Annotated in this window: 19 protein-coding genes; 12 read left to right on the forward strand and 7 right to left on the reverse strand. The window is 63.9% G+C overall.

Annotated elements, in window-relative coordinates:
- Nucleotides 1–12 precede the first annotated feature (12 nt).
- Complete coding sequence (locus tag ABIA96_RS29185) at nucleotides 13–1,779, forward strand: adenylate/guanylate cyclase domain-containing protein (RefSeq protein WP_354140495.1); 1,767 nt, start codon at nucleotides 13–15, stop codon at nucleotides 1,777–1,779.
- Nucleotides 1,780–1,826: 47 nt separating this feature from the next.
- Nucleotides 1,827–2,246: a DUF1801 domain-containing protein gene (locus ABIA96_RS29190; RefSeq protein ID WP_354140496.1), complete on the forward strand. Its 420-nt coding sequence runs from the start codon at nucleotides 1,827–1,829 to the stop codon at nucleotides 2,244–2,246.
- Between the two features lie 65 nt (nucleotides 2,247–2,311).
- Here the strand turns inward: ABIA96_RS29190 and ABIA96_RS29195 are convergent, their stop codons facing one another.
- The 3 genes from ABIA96_RS29195 to ABIA96_RS29205 all read right to left on the reverse strand — a co-directional run bounded on the left by ABIA96_RS29195 (nucleotide 2,312) and on the right by ABIA96_RS29205 (nucleotide 8,261).
- A complete protein-coding gene (locus ABIA96_RS29195; protein ID WP_354140497.1) occupies nucleotides 2,312–3,937 on the reverse strand; it encodes a peptidoglycan L,D-endopeptidase MepK in 1,626 nt (541 codons plus the stop codon).
- A 278-nt stretch (nucleotides 3,938–4,215) separates the two neighbouring features.
- Nucleotides 4,216–6,417 (reverse strand): L,D-transpeptidase scaffold domain-containing protein, encoded by a 2,202-nt coding sequence (locus ABIA96_RS29200; RefSeq protein ID WP_354140498.1) that lies wholly within the window; start codon nucleotides 6,415–6,417, stop codon nucleotides 4,216–4,218.
- Nucleotides 6,418–6,764: 347 nt separating this feature from the next.
- Entirely contained in the window at nucleotides 6,765–8,261 is a 1,497-nt protein-coding gene (locus tag ABIA96_RS29205) for a sigma-54-dependent transcriptional regulator (RefSeq protein WP_354140499.1), read from the reverse strand.
- A 127-nt stretch (nucleotides 8,262–8,388) separates the two neighbouring features.
- Between ABIA96_RS29205 and ABIA96_RS29210 the strand changes: the two genes are divergently transcribed.
- The 9 genes from ABIA96_RS29210 to ABIA96_RS29250 all read left to right on the forward strand — a co-directional run bounded on the left by ABIA96_RS29210 (nucleotide 8,389) and on the right by ABIA96_RS29250 (nucleotide 17,088).
- Nucleotides 8,389–10,299: a M3 family oligoendopeptidase gene (locus ABIA96_RS29210; RefSeq protein WP_354140500.1), complete on the forward strand. Its 1,911-nt coding sequence runs from the start codon at nucleotides 8,389–8,391 to the stop codon at nucleotides 10,297–10,299.
- 208 nt (nucleotides 10,300–10,507) lie between these two features.
- A complete protein-coding gene (locus ABIA96_RS29215; RefSeq protein ID WP_008136857.1) occupies nucleotides 10,508–10,660 on the forward strand; it encodes an aa3-type cytochrome c oxidase subunit IV in 153 nt (50 codons plus the stop codon).
- A gap of 141 nt (nucleotides 10,661–10,801) precedes the next feature.
- Nucleotides 10,802–11,929, forward strand: a complete 1,128-nt coding sequence (locus ABIA96_RS29220; RefSeq protein ID WP_354140501.1) for a Re/Si-specific NAD(P)(+) transhydrogenase subunit alpha — start codon at nucleotides 10,802–10,804, stop codon at nucleotides 11,927–11,929.
- A gap of 12 nt (nucleotides 11,930–11,941) precedes the next feature.
- A complete protein-coding gene (locus ABIA96_RS29225; protein ID WP_354140502.1) occupies nucleotides 11,942–12,259 on the forward strand; it encodes a proton-translocating transhydrogenase family protein in 318 nt (105 codons plus the stop codon).
- Between the two features lie 39 nt (nucleotides 12,260–12,298).
- Nucleotides 12,299–13,699, forward strand: coding sequence for an NAD(P)(+) transhydrogenase (Re/Si-specific) subunit beta (locus tag ABIA96_RS29230; protein WP_354140503.1), 1,401 nt, complete (start codon nucleotides 12,299–12,301; stop codon nucleotides 13,697–13,699).
- Nucleotides 13,700–13,777: 78 nt separating this feature from the next.
- Nucleotides 13,778–14,584, forward strand: coding sequence for an alpha/beta hydrolase (locus ABIA96_RS29235; RefSeq protein WP_354140504.1), 807 nt, complete (start codon nucleotides 13,778–13,780; stop codon nucleotides 14,582–14,584).
- 53 nt (nucleotides 14,585–14,637) lie between these two features.
- Complete coding sequence (locus ABIA96_RS29240) at nucleotides 14,638–15,735, forward strand: calcium:cation antiporter (RefSeq protein ID WP_354140505.1); 1,098 nt, start codon at nucleotides 14,638–14,640, stop codon at nucleotides 15,733–15,735.
- A 24-nt stretch (nucleotides 15,736–15,759) separates the two neighbouring features.
- Nucleotides 15,760–16,044: a cupin domain-containing protein gene (locus ABIA96_RS29245; protein WP_354140506.1), complete on the forward strand. Its 285-nt coding sequence runs from the start codon at nucleotides 15,760–15,762 to the stop codon at nucleotides 16,042–16,044.
- A gap of 93 nt (nucleotides 16,045–16,137) precedes the next feature.
- On the forward strand, nucleotides 16,138–17,088 hold the full coding sequence (locus ABIA96_RS29250; RefSeq protein WP_354140507.1) for a hypothetical protein: 951 nt from the start codon (nucleotides 16,138–16,140) through the stop codon (nucleotides 17,086–17,088).
- Between the two features lie 91 nt (nucleotides 17,089–17,179).
- On the opposite strand, the gene ABIA96_RS29255 is transcribed toward ABIA96_RS29250, so the two are convergent.
- Nucleotides 17,180–17,833 carry a tetratricopeptide repeat protein gene (locus ABIA96_RS29255; protein ID WP_354140508.1) on the reverse strand — a complete coding sequence of 218 codons (654 nt, stop codon included), beginning with the start codon at nucleotides 17,831–17,833 and terminating at the stop codon, nucleotides 17,180–17,182.
- 125 nt (nucleotides 17,834–17,958) lie between these two features.
- Complete coding sequence (rpsU, locus tag ABIA96_RS29260; RefSeq protein ID WP_014439827.1) at nucleotides 17,959–18,267, reverse strand: 30S ribosomal protein S21; 309 nt, start codon at nucleotides 18,265–18,267, stop codon at nucleotides 17,959–17,961.
- 260 nt (nucleotides 18,268–18,527) lie between these two features.
- Here rpsU and aqpZ point away from each other — a divergent pair, with 260 nt between their 5' ends.
- The gene (aqpZ, locus tag ABIA96_RS29265) at nucleotides 18,528–19,250 is read left to right on the forward strand and encodes an aquaporin Z (RefSeq protein WP_354140509.1); all 723 of its coding nucleotides are present in this window, start codon (nucleotides 18,528–18,530) and stop codon (nucleotides 19,248–19,250) included.
- 199 nt (nucleotides 19,251–19,449) lie between these two features.
- Here aqpZ and ABIA96_RS29270 read toward each other — a convergent pair whose 3' ends face one another.
- On the reverse strand, nucleotides 19,450–20,556 hold the full coding sequence (locus tag ABIA96_RS29270; protein ID WP_354140510.1) for a 5-(carboxyamino)imidazole ribonucleotide synthase: 1,107 nt from the start codon (nucleotides 20,554–20,556) through the stop codon (nucleotides 19,450–19,452).
- The gene (gene purE / locus ABIA96_RS29275) at nucleotides 20,553–21,041 is read right to left on the reverse strand and encodes a 5-(carboxyamino)imidazole ribonucleotide mutase (RefSeq protein ID WP_354140511.1); all 489 of its coding nucleotides are present in this window, start codon (nucleotides 21,039–21,041) and stop codon (nucleotides 20,553–20,555) included. The genes ABIA96_RS29270 and purE overlap by 4 nt, the downstream gene beginning before the upstream one ends.
- Nucleotides 21,042–21,059: the final 18 nt, after the last annotated feature.

Here is a 21,059-nt window from a genome sequence, read left to right on the forward strand (position 1 = left end):
AGGGACCGAGCAATGGATGTGCCTGGACCTGAGCGCAGGCTCGCAGCGGTCCTCGCGGCTGACATGGTCGGCTTTAGTCGGCTCATGGAGGTCGACGAGGGAGGCACGCTCGCACGCCTCAAGACCCACCGGATCGAGCTGATCGATCCGGCCATCGCCAAAAATCACGGCCGTATCATCAAGACGACGGGCGACGGTATGCTCGTCGAATTCCATAGCGTCGTCGACGCCGTGCTGTGCGCGACTGAAATTCAGAGCCGGATGGGGCACCGCAATGCCGACGTCCCGCCGCCGCGATGGATACAATTCCGCATCGGCATCAATCTGGGCGACGTGATCGTCGACCAGAACGACATTTTCGGCGACGGCGTAAACGTCGCGGCACGGTTGGAGGCACTGGCCGAGCCCGGAGGTATCTGCATCTCGAGCGCGGTCCGCGACCAACTCGGCCTGCGTCTCGATGGCGTTGCATTCGAGGATATCGGCGAGCAGAACGTCAAGAACATCGTCCGTCCGATCCGCGTCTACCGGATTCGACTGGAGGAGGGGCCGGCAAGCGCATCGGACGACACGAAGGGCACCGCAAAGGCGACCGGCAAGTCGAAGAAGCCGTCCATCGCAGTGCTGCCCTTCGCCAACATGAGCGGCGACCCGGAGCAGGAGTTCTTTGCGGATGGCTTGACCGAGGACATCATCACCGAGCTTTCCCGCTTCCACGACCTGTTGGTGATCTCCCGCAACTCGACCTTTGTGTACAAGGGCAAAGCGGTCAAGGTGCAGGACGTCGGCCGCGAATTCGGCGTCGATTACGTCATCGAGGGCAGTGTGCGAAAGGCCGCAGATCGCGTCCGCGTCACCGTGCAGTTGATCGATGCGGAAACCGACAGGCACGTTTGGGCCGAACGCTACGACGGCGAGCTCAAGGACATCTTCGCCATCCAGGACGAGATGACCCGGGCAATTGCCGCCACGTTGCCCGGCCGCGTCGAGGCGGCGACGCATGATCGCGCGAACCGCAAGCCAACGGACAACATGGCGGCTTATGAATGCGTGCTGGCCGCCAAGGTCCTGCACCATCGCTCCAATCGCGAAGACAATGCGCGGGCGCAACTCCTGCTCGACCGAGCGGTCGAACTCGACGCGAACTATGCCCACGCACACGCGTGGAAGGCGTGCGTCCTGGGCCAGACCTGGGTCTATAGCTGGTGCGCGGATCGCGACTCCACCTTTGAACAGGTGGCTTCAGAGCTGGAGACCGCGCTGGCCCTCGACGACAATGACAGCGACGTCCACCGCATCCTCGCGGCGCTCAATCTGAACCGCGACGACCATGCCAAGGCGACCTACCATCAGGAGCGGGCGCTCGCGCTCAACCCGAACTATGATCTCGTGGTGGTGCAGCAGGGCGAACTCCTGACCTGGCTGGGGAGGCCGGAGGAGGGCATCGACTGGATCAAGAAGGCGATGCGGCTCAACCCGTACCACCCGGAACGCTTCTGGAGCCATCTCGGACGCGCCTATTATTGTGCCGAGAAATACGCCGAAGCCGCCGAGGCGTTCTCACGGATCACACGCCCCGATCACACCCATCACGCCTTCCTTGCAGGGATCTTTGCGCAAATGGGCAACGCGGTCGCTGCTGGCGCGCACGCGGCCGAAGTTCTCAAGCGTGAACCGGCATTTTCGGTGGCCAATCATCTCCCGACCCAGCATTATAAGCGCGACGTCGACCGTCAGCGCTACGAGGCGGGCCTTCTCAGGGCGGGCCTGCCGGCTTGATCAGGCGCGCAGCGGAGACCGATTGGCGATCGATCGAGAGTGAGACCGTGACTGAGCCGCTGTTGCCGCGCGAGGTGAGCCGGGCCTTCGACGCCTTTCCATTGCCGATCCGCCGGCGCCTTCTCGACGTGCGCAAGCTCATCTTTGCAACGGCCGCGGCGCATGACGGCATCGGTCCGCTGACCGAGACGTTGAAATGGGGCGAGCCGGCCTATCTCACGGAGCAGTCCGGAAGCGGCAGCACGATCCGGCTCGGCCGCGTCAAGGATTCCGAGCACGCCGCCATCTTGTTCAATTGCAAGACGACGCTGATCGATACGTTCCGTGAGCGCTTTTCCGATCAGTTCGAATATCGGCAGACCCGGGCGCTGTTGTTGAACGTCGTCGGCGCGCTGCCGAAGCAGGAGCTTACGATCTGCCTGTCGCTGGCGTTGACGTATCATCTCGATCGGCGGCGCAGGAAATAACGTCGTCATCCTGGCCTTCGCGAGGACGATTCCGGAGATTTGGGAAGCAGCGAAAGGCCTGCGCCTCAGCGCAGTGCGGCGGTGCGCATGACGAACGACGTCGTCTCGAGCCTGGCGGTGGCGCTACCCGAGAAACTGTCGCAGGACAGGCCCTGCATCGGATCGTCGGTGAAGCCCATCGCGACCACGGCCCGCGGCTTCACGAAATAGCCGCGCAAAGCAAACGTATCGAGCTCGCCCATCAGCGTCACCGACATCGCACGGCTGGCGCTCGGCGATAGCATCACGATTTTGAGCCAGATGCTCTCGCCCTTGGCCGCGGAGAGCCGGGTCGCGGTGGCGATCATGCCGTCGGTGCTCTTGCCGACGACCGAGTTGATCTCGGTGGCCGGCGCGGAATTGCGGGCCGTGGACAGCGGGCGCACGCCGCGCGGGATCGGCGCAGAGGCGGCGACGACGTTGGCGCGGTCGACCAGAGAGGCGGAAGCCGGCGCATAGGCCAGTGCCCGATAGGCGGCGTTGGAGACGCTCGCGGTCGGCTGAGGATCGGTGGCGGCAGCGAGCGCCTGGCGCGCCCTCAGGGCTGCGACCTGGGCGGGCGTCGCCTGCTGCGGCGTGGCGGGTGCATCCCAGAAGCCGCGGGCATTGATGATGTCGGCCGGGGTCTCAGGCTTGCCTGCAGCCGGCTTGTCAGCGACGGGCGCGGGCTTCGGCTTGGGCGGCGCAACAAGCTGGGCATCGGCCGAGGCCAGCTGGATCGCAGCGACGACTGACGGCTTGGCCCGCGGCGTCGGCACCGGATCGGCTGGCTTCGCTGCGGCCGCGACCACGGTCGGCGCTGCCGGCTTCTCGGACGCGGCGGGTGCGCCCTCGTCATCCTCGTCGTTGCTGGCGGGAGCCGACTTGCCCTTGAACAGAGCGGCGAGGAAGCTTGGTTTGCCGACGGTTGCTGCGTCGTCACCATTGCCGCGCCGCTCGATGTCGGCCCTCGCAAGCTCATATCCCTTCAGCGGAGTGCCGTCGCTGGGGACGTGGACAGTGCGGCCGTCCGGGAAGACGCGGACGAGCTGGTCATGCGTCATCCGCGGCCAGTGCCGGATGTTGCCGGTATCGAGATGTACGAAGGGCGAGCCGGAGGTCGGGTAGAAGCCGACGCCGCCGCGCTGCAGGCGGAGGCCAGCGAACCGGATCTGCTCGAGCGGCACATTCGGGATGTAGAAATCCATCGCATGGCCCAGCATGTGCTGGCTGAAGCGCGCGACACCCGTATGCGCGGAGCGGCGGCGCAGCATCGCGTTGGTGGCGGGAGAGCGATAGGAGGAGATGATCTGGATCGGCTGCTTGCCGTCCACGTCGCGATAGACTTCCCAAAGGATGTCGAAGAGGTGACGGTCCATCACCGTCTCGTCCTGGGTGCGCCAGTCGCGCAGGAAGTGGTTGAGTGTCTTCAGCGCGGCTTCGTCGTAGCGGCCATTGCGCTTGAAGGTGACGGTAAGGTCTTCGCCGGAATGGGTGTGGTGGAAGGAGAGCGTCTTGGTTTCGTTCAGCGCGGCTGCGTTGTGGACCGAACCGGCAGCCGCAAGCAGTGCCAGCGAGGCGAGGCCGATCCGAGATCCGACCCTCACGCCCGCATGGGACAACGACAACGCAGCGAATTGGCGCGCGAAACCAGCCAGCAAGTTAGAGCCCACCCAGTCGACGAGCGTTCAAAATGGACTCTCCCGCCAACCCCGTTAGCGCGCGAAAGAGGGTGAACGCTTTCTTAAAGCGAGAAGGTTAATTGGAGGTTGACCTTCCCGACCCCAAACCAAGTCAGAACACAAACCTAAGCGGTTGAGTGTGGCAAAAAAACGCCCATCGCCCGAGATCAGGTCGAGAATGGTTAACGTTAAGCGGCCCCATCCAAGGGATGAGGTCGCTGATTTTATTACGGAATTTCAGAGAATCGGGCGCCGAGGTTGGCCTGAGCTCAGCGGGTGAACACCCGCTGCTGCTGCGGCCGGCGGCCGACCGGGGCCGGCGGCGGGGTCGGCGCACCGAACAGCCGCTCGAAGAAGTTCAGTCCCGACGAGGCGCCATTGTTGGCTATCGCCACGCCGGACGGCAGCGTCGTCGCTGGGCGCGAATAGCTCGGCTGCGAGTGAGCGACGATGGTCTCGAGATCCTTGCCGCGGCTGTTCTTGAGGATGTTGATCATGGTCGCGTCGCGGCCATAGACGTCCTTGCGGAATTGCAGCTTGCCGCCGTCATCCACGAAGGCGGTCTGGTAGGTGATGTTGACCGGGATCGGCGTCGGGAATTTCAGGTCGACCTCACCCGAGCCGTACATGCTGCGCACGCGCTCCGGCGTGTACTTCTCGCCCGGCAGGGCGATGTTGAGCAGGATCGAGGCGTACTGATCCGGATATTGAACGCGCATGCAGCCGTGGCTGAAGGCGCGTTCTTCCTTGGCGAACAGGTTCTTGTCGGGCGTGTCGTGCTGATAGACCAGGAACTTGTTCGGGAAGTTGAAGCGGATGCGGCCGAGCGCATTGGCTTCACCGGGCGGCTGCGAGATGTGCACGGAGCCGTCGCGGTTCTGCTCGAGCTTAAGGCCCATGCGCTGAAGCACGGTCGGGTCCTGCTGCAGCGCCGGCAGGTATTCGCCATAGACGATCGACGGCGGCACGTTCCAGGTCGGATTGACCGTGATGTACTTCATCGTCTCGGTCAGCAGCGGGGTGGCGTGCTGGCCCGGCTTGCCGGTGACGACGCGGGTGGTCCAGACCTGCTGGCCGCGCTGCATCACCTTCAGCGTATAGTCGGGAATGTTGAGAATGACATAGGCATCGCCCAGCGAGGGCACGCCAAGGTCGCGTGGCAGCCAGCGCCAGCGTTCCATGTTCACCAACACGGTATCGATCTGCTTGTCGCGCTTCGGGCTGTTCAGCGCCTTCACGGTCGGCGCGTCGAGCACGCCGGTCGCCTTGATCTCGGCGCCGTCCTGGAATCTTCGCACGGCATTGGCGACCGTGGCGTCGTAATGGTCATCGCTGGCGTTCTCGGTGATGCCGAGCTTGGCGCGGAGCTGCGGCACGCGCGGATCCTGCACCACGATTTCGGCCTGCTTCTTTCCCCTGGCCCGGATGTACTTCAGCGCTGGGCCGTCGGAGATCTCGATCACCGGGCCTTCGCCCTGGCCGCGCAGCTGCGCGAGCTTTGCCTTCAGTTCCTTGTAGAGCTTCTGCGGCGGGTTGTAGCTGTCGAGCGCAGCGGAGGCGTCGGCTGCCGTCGAAACCTTCGTGAGCACTTCGTTCGGATCGACCGGATGCTCGGGATAGAGGATGTCGGCGCTGAGCTGGGACCAGTGCATGCGGCCGCTCTGCGCCTGGCGCGCATAGTCGAACATGCTGGCGGTGAGCTTCAGCTCGGCATCGGCGAGCGCGTCGGGCGTGGTCGCACCGGCGAAATCCGGCACCGGATAGTCGGCGGGATTGAGACCGTCGGAGGCCGCATCCTTCAGCCGCGCGATCACGCCCTTGGCCGCGGCCGTCAGGCTGCCGCCCTGGGTCCAGACCGGCGCGAAGTCGCGGGCGCCGTAGAATTTCTCGATCGCCGCGCGCTCGTTCTTACGGTCGAAATGGCGCGAAGTCTTGGCGCCGATGATGTCCTTGAGCTTGTCGGCGACCGGCTGGTCGGCGGTGGGGACGTTGCTCGCGGCCTTCACCGGCTCGGCGGCAGGAATTGCTGCAGTGGCAGGTGCTGCAGGCGCGGGCGTTGCCGTCGCAGTGTCTGCCTTCGCGGGCTCAGTCTTCGACGGTTCCGTCTTCGCGGTCTCGCTCTTCGGCGCCTCGGCTGCGGGCGTGGTGGCGACGTCCGAGGGCTTGGTCTCGACCTTGTCGGGAGCCGGCGCGGCTTCGGCCTTCACGGGCTCTTTAGCAGTTTCCTTGGCGGCTTCCTTCGCAGGGTCCTGAACAGTCGCGGTCGTGTCGAGCTTGATGTCGGCGGCGGTTGGAGGCGGGACGTTTGCGGGCTCGGGGCGCGGGATCGCGGCTTCGATCGCGAGCTCGGCCGCGCTGTTGCGCGCCTGATCCTGTGCCAGCGCCGAGCCGGCCGAAACCGTGAGGAAGGTCGCCGCGACCGTCATCAAGACGCGGTCGAAGCCTGCACGGTGGTTCAAACAGTCACGCATTGTGTCGCACCCCTTGGGTGAACTGTCCCCCGTGGAACAGCTTTCGTTATCGCCTGATTGAGCTTCGGCTAAACCGCGCCGGCCTCTTGAAAGTTGCACGCCTGCACGCAACGATTCTTACGCTGACGATATACAGGCCCCGTTTTCGCAGCCAGCGCTACCCGGGACAACTCACGACAAACTGACTTCAAGAAAGCCCGTTTGCAACGGATTGTGCGCCTTTACCGCGCGCTTTTCCCGGTGTCTGTCACTTCCAAGTCACGGTTTGGCTTGCTGCAGAATTTTGTCGTAATTCAACGGGTTGCGGGCGCGTGGTCGGCTCGCGCGAACCTTCGTTCGCATGAGGTTCAGTGCGTCTCCTCACCGCTTTTCCCGCCATGGCCGGGAACGCCGGCTTCGTCGAGTTTGCGGTAAAGCGTGGACCTGCCGATCTTGAGGCGACGCGCCACCTCCGACATCTGTCCGCGGTAGTGCGAGATCGCGAACCGGATGATCTCGTTCTCCATGTCCTCCAGGGCCCGGACATCGCCGGTGGAGGTCAGCATGGCGAGAGTTCCCGCTGACGGAAGCGGGGCGATTGGTATTTCGTTACCCGAGACCACCGAGGGCGCTGCCATCGGCTCGATCATCAGCGGTGCGGTCGGAATATCCGCCCCGGAATGCGGATGCGACGCCAACAGGGGGAAGTCGTCGAGACCGAGCTGGTCGCCTTCGCTCATCACCACCGCGCGGTAGACCGCGTTTTCGAGCTGGCGGATGTTGCCCGGCCAATCGAGCTGGGCGAGATATGCCACGGCCTCGCCACTGATTCCCGAGATCGGGCGGTTCTCCTCCGCGGCAAAGCGCGCCAGGAAATGGCGTAAGAGATGCGGGATGTCCTCGCGCCGGGCCCTGAGCGAAGGGATCGTCAGCGGCAGCACATGCAGGCGGTAAAACAGGTCCTCGCGGAAATGCCCCTGCTTCACGCGATCGAGCAGCTTGCGATTGGTCGCGGAGACGATCCGGACGTCGACCTTCACCGGCTTGCGGCCGCCGACGGCCTCGACTGCGCCCTCCTGAAGTGCGCGCAACAGCTTGACCTGCGCGGTCAGCGGCAACTCGCTGACCTCGTCCAGAAACAGCGTGCCGCCATGGGCTTCGACGAACTTGCCCGTATGCCGTTCGGTTGCGCCGGTGAAGGCGCCCTTCTCGTGGCCGAACAGGATGGACTCGACGAGGTTGTCGGGGATCGCGCCGCAATTGACCGCAACGAAGGGTTTTGCCTTGCGCTCGCCGCTGCCATGGATGGCGCGAGCGAACATCTCCTTGCCGACGCCGGACTCACCCTCGATCAGCACCGGAATCGACGAGTTTGCCGCCTTCTGCGCGGCGCGCATCACGCCCTCCATCGCCTCGGCACGCGTGATGATGTCGGAGAAGGTCAGCCGGCCCTCGCGGCTGTGACGGATGCGTTGCAATTCGCCCTTGAGCGCGGAGGCGTTGAGCGCGTTGCGAAGAGAGACCTGAAGCCGTTCCACACCGACCGGCTTGACCACGAAGTCGGCCGCGCCCGCGCGCATCGCGGAGATCACGTTGTCGATGCCACCATGGGCGGTCTGTACGATGACCGGCACGCTGAGGCCCGCTTCGCGAATTTTCGCCAGCACGCCCATGCCGTCGAGGCCGGGCATGACGAGATCAAGGATCACGGCGTCGATCGCCGGAGCGTCGGGGGCGGTGAGGACGGCCAGCGCGGCGTCGCCGGACTCGACGACGATCGTCTCATAGCCGCATTTCTGCACCATGTTCTCGACCAGGCGGCGTGCCACAGCGTCGTCATCGGCAATCAAAATACTGGCAGCCATGGTGCTCCCCGCACGCTACTACTATCTGTCTCGAATCGGGTCACTCTGGCCGAAGCCGATTAACGCACTCTTAAACCTTGATGTCCCCGCCCGCCGTCGCGACTGTTGAACACAGGTTTCCCACACAATGATTTCGCGCTCCAAGAACGCTCTTCGTAAGCCCGCTTCCAGCAAGCCCGCTCTCCGCGAGACAAGCACCAAAAAATCCGCTGCCAAGGCAAAACCCTCCGCCAAGCCTTCGCTTACCAAGTCTGCGAGCAAGGCCGGCAAGCTTCCGGAGTGGAACCTGGCCGATCTCTATTCCGGGATCGATGCGCCGGAAGTGGCGCGCGATCTCGAAACGATGGATGCCGATTGCGTCACGTTCGAGACGGACTACAAGGGCAAGCTCGCAACAGGCACAGCAAACGAAGATGGCGGAAAATGGCTCGCGGAAGCCGTGCGACGCTATGAGGCGATCGACGATCTCGCGGGCCGTCTTGGCTCCTATGCCGGCCTCGTCCACGCCGGCGATAGCGTGGACCCTGCGATTTCAAAGTTTTACGGCGATGTCTCGGAGCGGCTGACGGCGGCCTCGACGCATCTTCTGTTCTTCGCGCTCGAGCTCAACCGTGTCGATGACGATATTTTGAACCGCGCGATGCAAGCTTCGGAGCTCGCGCATTACCGTCCCTGGATCGAGGATCTGCGCAAGGAGAAACCGTACCAGCTCGACGACAAGCTCGAGCAGCTGTTCCTGGAGAAGTCGCAAACCGGCTATTCCGCCTTCAACCGGCTGTTCGACCAGACGATCTCGGGTCTGCGCTTCAAAGTCGGATCCAGGGAGCTTGCGATCGAACCCACCCTGAATTTCCTTCAGGACCGCGACGGCGCCAAGCGCAAGGCCGCTGCGGAAGCCCTGGCAAAAACCTTCAAGGCCAATGAGCGCACTTTTGCGCTGATCACCAACACGCTCGCCAAGGACAAGGATATCTCCGACAATTGGCGCGGCTTCAAGGATGTCGCGGATTCCCGCCATCTGAACAACCGCGTCGAGCGCGAGGTGGTGGACGCGCTGGTGGCTTCGGTACGTGCGGCCTATCCAAAATTGTCGCATCGTTATTACGCGCTGAAGGCGAAGTGGTTCGGCAAGAAGCGGCTCGCTTATTGGGATCGCAACGCGCCGCTGCCGTTCGCCGCGACCGACATCATCGGTTGGCCCGATGCGCGCAACATGGTGCTGTCGGCCTATCGGGGCTTCTCGCCCAAAATGGCCGACATCGCCGAGCGCTTCTTCACCGATCGCTGGATCGATGCCCCGGTGCGTCCGGGCAAGGCGCCGGGCGCCTTCTCGCATCCGACCACGCCGTCGGCGCATCCCTACGTGCTGATGAATTACCAGGGCAAGCCGCGCGACGTGATGACGCTTGCGCATGAACTCGGCCACGGCGTGCATCAGGTGCTCGCCGCCAAGAACGGCGCGCTGATGGCGCCGACGCCGCTGACGCTGGCCGAGACCGCAAGCGTGTTCGGCGAGATGCTGACCTTCCGGCGGCTGCTGGCGCAGACCAAAAGCGCAAAGCAGCGCCAGGCGCTGCTCGCCGGCAAGGTCGAGGATATGATCAACACCGTGGTGCGGCAAATTGCGTTCTATTCGTTCGAGCGCGCGGTCCACACCGAGCGCAAGAACGGCGAGCTCACCGCGACGCGGCTCGGCGAGCTCTGGCTGTCGGTGCAGGGCGAGAGCCTGGGGCCGGCGATCGAGATCAAGGCGGGTTACGAGAACTACTGGATGTACATCCCGCACTTCATCCACTCACCGTTCTACGTCTACGCCTATGCGTTCGGCGATTGCCTCGTCAATTCGCTCTACGCCGTCTACGAGAACGCGGCCGAGGGTTTTGCCGAGCGCTATCTCGACATGCTCGCCGCTGGCGGCACCAAGCACTATTCCGAGCTGCTGCGCCCGTTCGGGCTCGACGCCAAGGACCCAAAATTCTGGGACGGCGGCCTCTCCGTCATTGCCGGGATGATCGACGAGCTCGAGGCGATGGGCTGAGCGTAAGTGCCCGAATTTCAGGCAGGATGGCTGCAAAGCATTCGTTGAACCGTCGTTCAGCGGATGCCGTCTCGCGTGCGGGATCCACGATAATCCGGATTCCAAATGAGCCTATTTGCTGGAAAACCGCGCTTCGGTGCCGTTGCCCTGCCCGAAGGTTTAAGGTATCCCAGCCAAAGAATTCGACTTTCGACTGGGGACATCATCAATGGCTGACCATAGCGAAGTGGCCTACACCACGGCCGACGGCAACGACTACGTCGCCCACGAGCAGACCTACGAGGGCTTCATCAAGCTCGTGAAGTACGGCACGGCCTCGGTCGCGCTCATCGTCATTCTGATGGCGATTTTCCTCACCTAAATCGTCTTCGGCGGCTGCCTACGTCTGCGGCGGCAGCTGCCCACAAAATTTGCAAACAATCCGGTTCCAAAGCCGGTATGCAACGTTGCGGGAGTAACGCTAAGTTTGCGCGCGCGCTTTTCCCGCGTCGCCGGAGGGCCTATGAAGATCGCCGTTGCCAAGGAAATCGATCCGTCGGAGCCGCGTGTTGCCGCTTCGCCTGATACGGTGAAGAAGTTCAAGGCGTTGGGCGCCGAGATTGCCGTTGAGCCGGGCGCCGGCCTCAAGTCGGGCCTGCCGGATTCCGAGTTCACCGCCGTGGGCGCCACCGTCAGCGCCGATGCGCTCAAGGACGCCGACATCATCATCAAGGTGAAGCGTCCCGAGGCGTCCGAGCTCGCGCAGTACAAGCGCGGCGCGCTCGTCATTGCCATCATGGATCCCTACGGCAACGAGGCGGCGCTGAAGGCGATCGCCGATGCCGGCGTCTCGGCCTTCGCGATGGAATTGATGCCGCGCATCACCCGCGCGCAGGTGATGGACGTGCTGTCGTCGCAGGCTAATCTCGCCGGCTACCGCGCCGTGATCGAGGGCGCCGAGGCCTTCGGCCGCGCCTTCCCGATGATGATGACCGCCGCCGGCACCGTGCCCGCCGCAAAAGTGTTCGTGATGGGCGTTGGCGTCGCCGGCCTCCAGGCGATCGCGACCGCGCGCCGTCTCGGTGCCATCGTCACTGCGACCGACGTGCGGCCCGCGACGAAGGAGCAGGTGGAATCGCTCGGCGCGAAGTTCCTCGCCGTCGAGGACGAGGAATTCAAGAACGCGCAGACTGCCGGCGGCTACGCCAAGGAGATGTCCAGGGAGTACCAAGCCAAGCAGGCAGCGCTCACCGCAGAGCACATCAAGAAGCAGGACATCGTGATCACCACCGCGCTGATCCCGGGCCGGCCCGCACCGAAGCTCGTCTCCGGCGAAATGGTCAAGTCGATGAAGCCGGGCTCGGTGCTGGTCGATCTTGCCGTCGAGCGCGGCGGCAATGTCGAGGGCGCCAAGCCGGGCGAGGTCGTCGATCTCGATGGCATCAAGATCGTCGGCTACACCAACGTCGCCGGTCGCGTCGCGGCCTCGGCCTCGAGCCTCTACGCACGCAATTTGTTCAACTTCATCGAGACGATGGTTGACAAGAACGAGAAGAAGCTCGCCGTGAACTGGGACGATGAGCTCGTCAAGGCCACCGCCCTGACCAAGGATGGCGCCGTCATCCACCCGAACTTCCAGCCGAAGGTTTAAGGAGAGATCGCCATGGAGCATGCTGCACAGGTCGTCGACCCCTTCATCTTTCGGCTGTCGATCTTCGTCCTCGCCGTCTTTGTCGGCTATTTCGTGGTGTGGTCGGTGACCCCGGCGCTGCATACGCCGCTGATGAGCGTGACCAACGCGATTTCGTCGGTGATCGTGGTCGGCGCGCTGCTTGCCTGCGGCGTCGCCAACGTCTCGAGCGGTTCGGGCTGGGCGCGTGCCTTCGGCTTCGTCGCGCTGATTTTTGCCTGCATCAACATCTTCGGCGGCTTCCTTGTCACCCAGCGCATGCTGGCGATGTACAAGAAGAAGTCGAAGTAAGCGGCCACCTCGGGCTGATGGGATCAATGGGGACCTGAGATGAGCGCCAACCTCTCTGCATTTTTGTATCTCGTGGCGGGAGTGCTGTTCATCCTGTCGCTGCGCGGGCTGTCGAGCCCGGCTTCGTCGCGCCAGGGCAATTTGTTCGGCATGATCGGTATGGCGATTGCGGTCGCCACCACGCTCGCCAACCATCCACCGGCGGACGGTCTCGCCTGGTTGCTCGTCATTCTCGGCATCGCTATCGGCGGCTCTATCGGCGCGGTCGTCGCGCGGCGGGTGCCGATGACGTCGATGCCCGAACTGGTCGCCGCATTCCACTCGCTGGTCGGCATGGCCGCGGTGCTGGTCGCCGCCGGTGCGTTCTACGCGCCCGAAGCCTTCGATATCGGCACCCCCGGCAACATCCATTCGCAGAGCCTGGTCGAGATGTCGCTCGGCGTCGCCATCGGCGCGCTGACCTTCACCGGCTCGGTGATCGCGTTCCTGAAGCTGTCCGCGCGCATGAGCGGCGCGCCGATCATCCTGCCGTTCCGCCACGTCATCAACAGCGCGCTCGCGATTGCGCTCGTCGTCTTCATCGTCGGGTTGGTGATGTCGGGCAGCGCGCTCGACTTCTGGCTGATCGTCATCATCGCGCTGGCGCTTGGTGTGCTCATGATCATCCCGATCGGCGGCGCCGACATGCCGGTCGTGATCTCGATGCTGAACTCCTATTCCGGCTGGGCCGCTGCAGGCATCGGCTTCACGCTCGGCAATTCCGCGCTGATCATCACCGGCGCGCTGGTCGGTTCCTCCGGCGCGATCCTGTCCTACATCATGTGCCACGCGATGAACCGGTCCTTCATCTCGGTCATCCTCGGCGGCTTCGGCGGTGAGACTGCCGCCGCAGGCGGCGGAGCAGGCGGCGAGCAGAAGCCCGCCAAACTCGGCTCGGCGGATGACGCGGCCTTCATCATGAAGAATGCGCAGAAGGTCATCATCGTGCCCGGCTACGGCATGGCGGTGGCGCAGGCGCAGCACGCGCTGCGTGAAATGGGCGACATCCTGAAGAAGGAAGGCGTCGAGGTGAAGTACGCCATTCACCCGGTCGCCGGCCGCATGCCCGGCCACATGAACGTGCTGCTCGCCGAGGCCAACGTGCCTTATGACGAGGTGTTCGAGCTCGAGGACATCAATTCCGAATTCGCGCAGGCCGACATCGCCTTCGTGATCGGCGCCAACGACGTCACCAACCCGGCGGCCGAAGAGGACAAGACCTCGCCGATCTACGGCATGCCGGTGCTCCAGGTCTGGAAGGCCGGCACGGTAATGTTCATCAAGCGGTCACTGGCGTCGGGTTATGCCGGTATCGACAATCCCCTGTTCTACCGCGACAACACCATGATGCTGCTCGGCGACGCCAAGAAGGTTACCGAGAACATCGTCAAGGCGATGTAGCATCGCGCGGGAGCGGCGCGTCAGTTGGCGCGCCGTCCATGCGATGGTGGGCGCGGCTGACGTGAGATTCCGTCCGGCATGACCGTCATCAAGTGGATCGCCATCATTCTTGCGGTCGGCTATCTCGCCGGTCTCGCGCTGCTGTATTTCAAGCAACGCGATATGCTGTTTCCGATTCCTACCACCGAGCGGACGGCGCCCGCCGCGGCAGGGCTTCCGGAGGCCGAAGAGCACCTCCTGACGACATCCGATGGCGAGAAGGTCATTGTCTGGCACGTGCCGGCAAAGCCCGGCCGTCCCGTGGTGCTGTTCTTTCCGGGTAATGGCGATTTTCTCGCAGGGCGCGTTAGCCGCTTCAAGGGCGTCACGGCCGACGGCACCGGCCTCGTCGCACTGTCCTATCGTGGCTACGCCGGCTCGACTGGCGCGCCGAGCGAGCGGGGCCTCTTCCGGGACGCCGCGGCCGCATACGCTTTCGCAACAGAACGTTATGACGCGCAACGCATTGTCGCGTGGGGCTTTTCGCTTGGGACGGGCGTGGCGGTCGCAGTCGCAGCCGAGCATCCGGTCAGCAAGTTGATCCTCGAAGCACCCTATACGTCGACGGTTGATGTTGCGGCCTCGCTGTTTCGCTTCGCCCCGGTTCGCCTCTTGATGCGCGATCAATTTCGCTCCGACGAGCGCATCGCGCGCGTTACGGTGCCCTTGCTGATCATGCACGGCACCAACGATCCGGCGATCCCCATCGGATTTGGCGAACGCCTGTTTGCCCTCGCTCGCGAGCCGAAGAAGCTGGTGCGGTTTCCAGGCGGAGGGCACGAGAATCTCGATGATTTCGGGGCACTGGAGACGGCGCGCGAATTCATCAATGCGCCCAAGGGCTGACGGGCGCGATCTTCTCGCGCATAATCGGTCTCCCTATTGAAGGAATCGCCTGCATGAGTGCACACGAACCGATGCCGCGGTCGTCCTGGATATTCCCCGCTCTGGCGGTGCTGCTGTTCCTGATCGTCAGCGTGACCGGCTACGGCTTCACCCTGTCGGCCGGCGGCGGCCTGTTCGCGGTCGTCCTGCTGGTGATCCTGTTCGGCACCGTGTTCGCGGCCGTGCATCATTCCGAGGTGATCGCGGAGCGGATCGGCGAGCCCTACGGCACGCTGCTGCTCACGCTCGCGGTGACGATCATCGAGGTCGCGCTGATCACCACGATCATGCTCGGCGACAAGCCCGCGCCGACGCTGGCGCGCGACACCGTCTTCGCGGTCGTCATGATCGTCTGCAACGGCCTCGTCGGCCTCTGCGTCTTTATCGGTGGACTTCGCTATCGCGAGCAGGGTTTTCAGGTCTCGGGCGCCAACGTCTATCTCAGCGTGCTGATCGCGCTTGCGACGCTGACGCTGATCATGCCGAACTATACGCTGACGACGCCGGGACCGATCTATTCGACGCTTCAACTCGGCTTCGTCGACCTCGTCACAATCGTGCTCTATGGCGTGTTCCTCTACACCCAGATCGTCCTGCACAAGGACTACTTCGTTCACGAGCGCGCGGACGGCGAGGGCGGGGAGGCCCATTTGTCGGGCAAGATGCTGGCGCTCAGCGTTGCGCTGCTCCTGATCTCGCTTCTGGCCGTCGTTCTCCTCGCCAAGAAGTTCTCGCTGGTGGTGGACGCCGTCGCCGACAGTATCGGCGCCCCGCCGGCTTTTGCAGGCCTTCTGGTCGCGCTCCTGATCCTGATGCCGGAGGGCGTCTCTGCGATTGCGGCGGCCCGCAAGAACGACCTCCAGAAGAGCATCAATCTGGCGCTCGGTTCCTCGCTGGCAACCATTGGGCTGACCATTCCAGCGGTCGGGCTCGCCACCTATGTGATCGATCAGCCGCTGGTGCTGGGCTTGAATCCCCAGAACACGGTGTTGCTGTTCCTGACATTCTTGCTGAGCATGCTGACCTTCGGCACGGGCAGGACCAATGTCCTGTTCGGGCTGGTCCATATGGTGGTATTTGCCGCCTACGTCTTCATGGTTTTTGTGCCCTGAGCCGATTCCCCCGGGAGAGTTCCGATGCTTGCCGCCAAGTCCGAGGTCCAGATCGACAACGAAGAGGTCCGGGTAACCGAATGGCGGCTTGCCCCGGGCAGCGCGACCGGGCATCACACCCACGGAATGGACTATGTGATCGTTCCCGTCGTGGCCGGCGAAATGACCATCGTGGCGCCCGATGGGGAACGTTCCAAGGCGCAGCTTGCGGCAGGGAAGTCCTACTTTCGCAAAGCCGGCGTCCAACATGACGTACTTAACGAAACCTCAACCGAGATCGTGTTCCTTGAGATCGAGCTGAAGCCGTAAGGCACGCGTAACCTTTGCCATCGATCTGTCGCAGTTGATCCCTTACTATGCCCCAAAGTTCCCGCATCTGATCGCGCGGGGAGTGGCCGAGAAATGCTGAAATACATCGCTAAAATTTCGATGGATATTTTCCCCTCGGTGCTCGCGACGATCATCGGGGCTTACATCGTTAATCACTACATCAACGCCAGGCCGGCGGCGGATGCGCCAGCCGCGGTGATAGCGCCTGCCGATGCAGGCAAGAACGGCAAGCCGGCCGATGTCGCCAACCTCCCGGCCCCCGGCGTCAAGGCCAAGGGCGTCTCCGAGAAGAGCATTTCCGAGAAGAGCGCGTCGGACAAGGCGGCGGCCGAGAAGCCTGCCGAGACCAAGGCTGCGGACGTGGGCCGCACCCCGGCGCACGAGAAGACGGTCGCCAAATCCACTCCGGCAGCGCCCACCGCCGCGCCGGTGGTTGAGGCCAATTCGGCGCCGGCTGCTGCGTCCCCGGCCGTGATCCCCGACGCCAACGATCTGGCGCGCGCCGCCATCGAGCGCCTGCGCAAGTCGCATGAGGGCAAGGCCGCTGAGAAGGCAGCCGAGGCCAAATCTGCCGAAATCAAGCCTTCCGAGTCCAAACCTTCGGAGTCCAAACCTTCGGAGTCCAAACCTTCCGAGTCCAAGGCGGCCGAGAGGACGCCGGAGTCTGCGGTGCAGGAAGCATCCCGCATACCCGAGGCCCCCCGAATCGTGACTGCGGTGCCGTCGACGGTGAGCCCGTTGCCGCCGCCCATCAATGTGTCGACGCCGTCACCCGACGCTTATGGAAATGACGGCTCATCGCAGCCGAACCCGCCCTACACGGCCTCGGTCGGTAGCGATAATCCGAATCGGCTGACGCCGCCGGCTGATATTCCGGTCCCAATGATTGCGCCGCCGCTCGATCTGCGCGCCGATGCAGGCGCAACCGCGCCGCGGCCCAAGACCAATGTCGCCGACGAAATGCTGTCGGGCATGAAGTCGATGTTCCACGCGGTTCTGCCAAAGGGCGCCACTCCCGATTAGGACGGCGTCTGCGCCGTCCCAAAGCGTTTTCGGGTGAAGTGGATGCAGGTTCGCGTCAAGAAAACGCGTTTAATTGAGGCTTGGGAGTCTGTCAGCCGCCGACGCGGGTCAAGCCGCTGCGGGCGGCGTCATCGCGTGGGCGCAATGCGACTGCCTTGTTGTAGGATGCCGCCGCCTTGGTCTTGTCGCCCAGCCGCTCATAGGCCTGTCCCCGTGTCGTCCAGACCTGGGCATTGTGGGGATCGGCCTCTGCGGCCTCATCGAGATCGGCCGCCGCCTCCTTGACCTTGCCGATGGCGAGATAGCTGACGGCGCGGCCGAGCAGCGGCTCGGCCTTTTGTGGATTGAGCCCGCTTGCGGCACCGAAATCGGCGATCGCGAAATCGTGCTCGTTGTTGCCCTGGTAGAGCAGGGCGCGGCCGTAGAGCGCCTGCGCATTGTAGGGATCGAGTGCAACGGCGCGATTGAACTCGTCGAGCGCTGCCTGCGTCTCTCCCGATTTCGCCATGGCCTGGGCTTTTGCCGTGTGGGTCTGGGCCTCGGTGACGTTGGCGGCGCTCACCGCGCTATCCACTGGGGCGGCCGCCGCCTGAGGTGCTTCCTGCGGCTTGTCCTTCTCCGGCATCAGCGAGCCCAGATCGAAGGAGCAGCCGCACAGTGCGATCCCCACCAACGTCAGCGCAAGCGGCTGGCGCCAGATCCGGCGCGACCGCGCCAAGCCAGGCTTGGGGAAAGGGGAGGCCATCTACGGTTCGCTCGCGCTGGTGCCGCATCTGTAGTGCCCCGTCCCAGAAAGGCACTGCTCACAAAATAATAACGCGGGCCCGGGGCCCGCGTCATTGAAATCTCAGTCCTGCAATCTCGGCAAGATCAGCGCGGTCCGCGCGGACCTGCACCCGCACCAGCGCCCGGGCCGCCGCGGCCGCCACGATCACCGCCGGGGCCTGCGCCGAACACCGGCTTCGGCTTCATCGGCAGCAGGCCTTCGCGCTGCAGCTTCTTGCGGGCCAGCTTGCGCGCACGGCGCACGGCTTCGGCCTTTTCGCGGGCCTTCTTCTCGGAGGGCTTTTCGTAGTGACCGCGGAGCTTCATCTCGCGGAAAATGCCTTCGCGCTGCATCTTCTTCTTCAGCGCCTTGAGGGCTTGGTCGACATTGTTATCGCGAACGAGAACCTGCACGCGGCATCCTCTTCAGTGGATCGGATTTGAATTCTGGTAAGTCAAAGGGATGGCAAAAAGCACAAGCCCTTAACCTTGAGGGCGCGGATGTATCAGACAAAACCCGCTATGTCCACCGGTGGAGCAGCTTTTCGGGCCAAGTTCAGCCATTAAATACGGCGAAAATGCTCTCTCGCGGCCCTGATTTGGGTGGTTTGGTGCCAAGACGGGGTCGCAGCGGGGTTTTCTTCCGCAATCTTTGAAATCAGGGGAGACGCTACATGGACACGAAGAAATATGCGGCCGAGGCCATCGGCACGTTCTGGCTCACATTCGCAGGTTGCGGCAGCGCGGTGATCGCGGCCGGCTTTCCGCAGGTCGGTATCGGCCTGGTCGGCGTGTCCCTGGCCTTCGGCTTGAGTGTCGTCACCATGGCCTATGCGATCGGCCATATCTCGGGGTGCCATCTCAATCCGGCCGTGACGGTCGGCCTTGCCGCCGGCGGGCGGTTTCCGACCGGGCAGATCCTCCCTTACGTCATCGCGCAGGTCTGTGGTGCGATCGTCGCTGCCCAACTGCTCTATGTGATCGCCAGCGGTGCGCCCGGATTCGACGTCACCAAGGGCTTTGCCTCCAACGGCTATGACGCGCATTCGCCCGGCCAGTACAGCATGGTCGTCTGCTTCGTCACCGAGGTGGTGATGACGATGATGTTCCTGTTCGTCATCATGGGCTCGACCCACGGTCGCGCGCCTGCGGGTTTCGCTCCGCTCGCGATCGGACTTGCGCTGGTGATGATCCATCTCGTCAGCATCCCCGTCACCAACACGTCGGTGAACCCGGCGCGCAGCACCGGCCCCGCGCTGTTCGTCGGCGGCTGGGCGCTGTCGCAGCTCTGGCTGTTCTGGGTCGCACCGTTGATCGGTGGCGCGCTGGGCGGGGTGATCTATCGCTGGCTCAGTGACGAACCCTCGGGCGTCGTCGCGGGCGTGAAGACGGCCTAGAGCATGATCCGGAAAAGTGCGAAGCGGTTTTCCGGAAAGATCATGCGCAAACAACCACCTAAAGCGCGATGACGATTCATCCAAATCTCATCGCGCTTTAGAGCGTTTTCGAGCGAAGTGGATACCGGTTCGCGTCAAGAAAACGCGTCAGGACAAAAACTCCAAAAAAGGCGGGATCGCAGCTTTTGCTGCGGTCCCCTCACTTGCTTTTTGAAGGCCTGACTTCGGTAACATGGCCCATCTTGCGGCCGGGGCGCGGGGCGCCCTTGCCGTAAATGTGCACGGTCGCGCCGGGCACGCTCAGCCAGGTCTCGTAATCGTTGATCTCGTCGCCGATCAGATTGGTCATGGTGACGACTTCACCGTGACGCACGGGCTTGCCGAGCGGCCAGCCGGCAATAGCGCGGATGTGCTGCTCGAACTGGGAGACCGACGCGCCGTCGAGCGTCCAGTGTCCGGAATTGTGCACGCGCGGGGCGATCTCGTTGACCAGCACCTTCGATCCGCCGCCGTTCGCGAGCACGAACATCTCCACGGCGAGCACGCCGACATAGTCGAGCGCGGTCGCGATCTTGCCGGCGATGCTGCGTGCCTCTTCGGCGAGCGCATCCGGGATCAGCGCAGGCGCGCGGGAAATCTTCAGAATGTGGTCGCGATGCTCGTTCTCGGTGACGTCGAAGCACTCGACCTCGCCCGCGGCCGAGCGTGCAGCGATCACGGAGATCTCGCGCTCGTACGGGATGAAGGCTTCCAGGATCGCCGATTTGGTGGCGAGGCTGGTCCAGACTTTTGCGATGTCGTCGCCCTCGCGGATGATGGCCTGGCCCTTGCCGTCATAGCCGAAGCGGCGGGTCTTCAGCACGGCGGGGAGGCCGATCTTTATAATCGCCTCGCGGAGCGACGCGACCGAGGTGACGTCGGCGTAAGCGGCGGTGCCGATGCCGAGCCGCGTGACGAAATCCTTCTCGGCAAGCCGGTCCTGGGTGGTCTCGAGGATCTTGCGATTGGGCAGTACCGGGCGGCGTGCGTCCAGCACCATGGCGGCAGCGGCCGGCACGTTCTCGAACTCGTAGGTGATGACGTCGACGTCGTGGGCGAACAGCTCGAGCGCCTCCACATCGGCATATTCGGCGCAGGTTGCGTTCAGCACGACATCGAAGGCCGGCGAATCCGGATCGGGCGAGAACACCTGGCAGCGCAGGCCGAGCCGCGCCGCGGCCATGGCCAGCATCCGTCCGAGCTGTCCGCCGCCGAGGATTCCGATGGTGTCGCCGGGCTTCAGCTTCACCTGCTTTGCGTCGGTCACGCCTTGTCCTCCGGGCGCTCGGCAACCGCCTCGGTCTGCGCCTTGCGCCAGGCGGCGAGGCGGTCGGACAGGGCCGGATCGGACAGCGCCAGCACGGATGCCGCGAGCAGAGCCGCGTTGATCGCGCCCGCTTTGCCGATCGCGAGCGTGCCGACCGGAATGCCGGCGGGCATCTGAACGATCGAATAGAGCGAGTCTATGCCCTTCAACGTTCTGGACTCGATGGGCACGCCGAACACAGGCAGTTCCGTCAGCGCCGCGGTCATGCCGGGCAGATGCGCGGCACCGCCGGCGCCGGCGATGACGACCTTGAACCCGGCCGCCTTGGCGCCCTTGGCGAAAGCAAACAGCCGGTCCGGGGTCCGGTGTGCCGAAACGATGCAGGTGTCGGCGGCGACGCCGACTGCTGCGAGCGTGTCGGCGGCGTGCCGCATCGTCTCCCAGTCCGACTGGCTTCCCATGATGATGGCGATCGGCGCGGTCATGACGTCAATTGTGCTCGG

Origin of the sequence: Bradyrhizobium sp. LB11.1, from assembly GCF_040549385.1 — a bacterium.
In the GTDB taxonomy this organism is placed as follows: domain Bacteria; phylum Pseudomonadota; class Alphaproteobacteria; order Rhizobiales; family Xanthobacteraceae; genus Bradyrhizobium.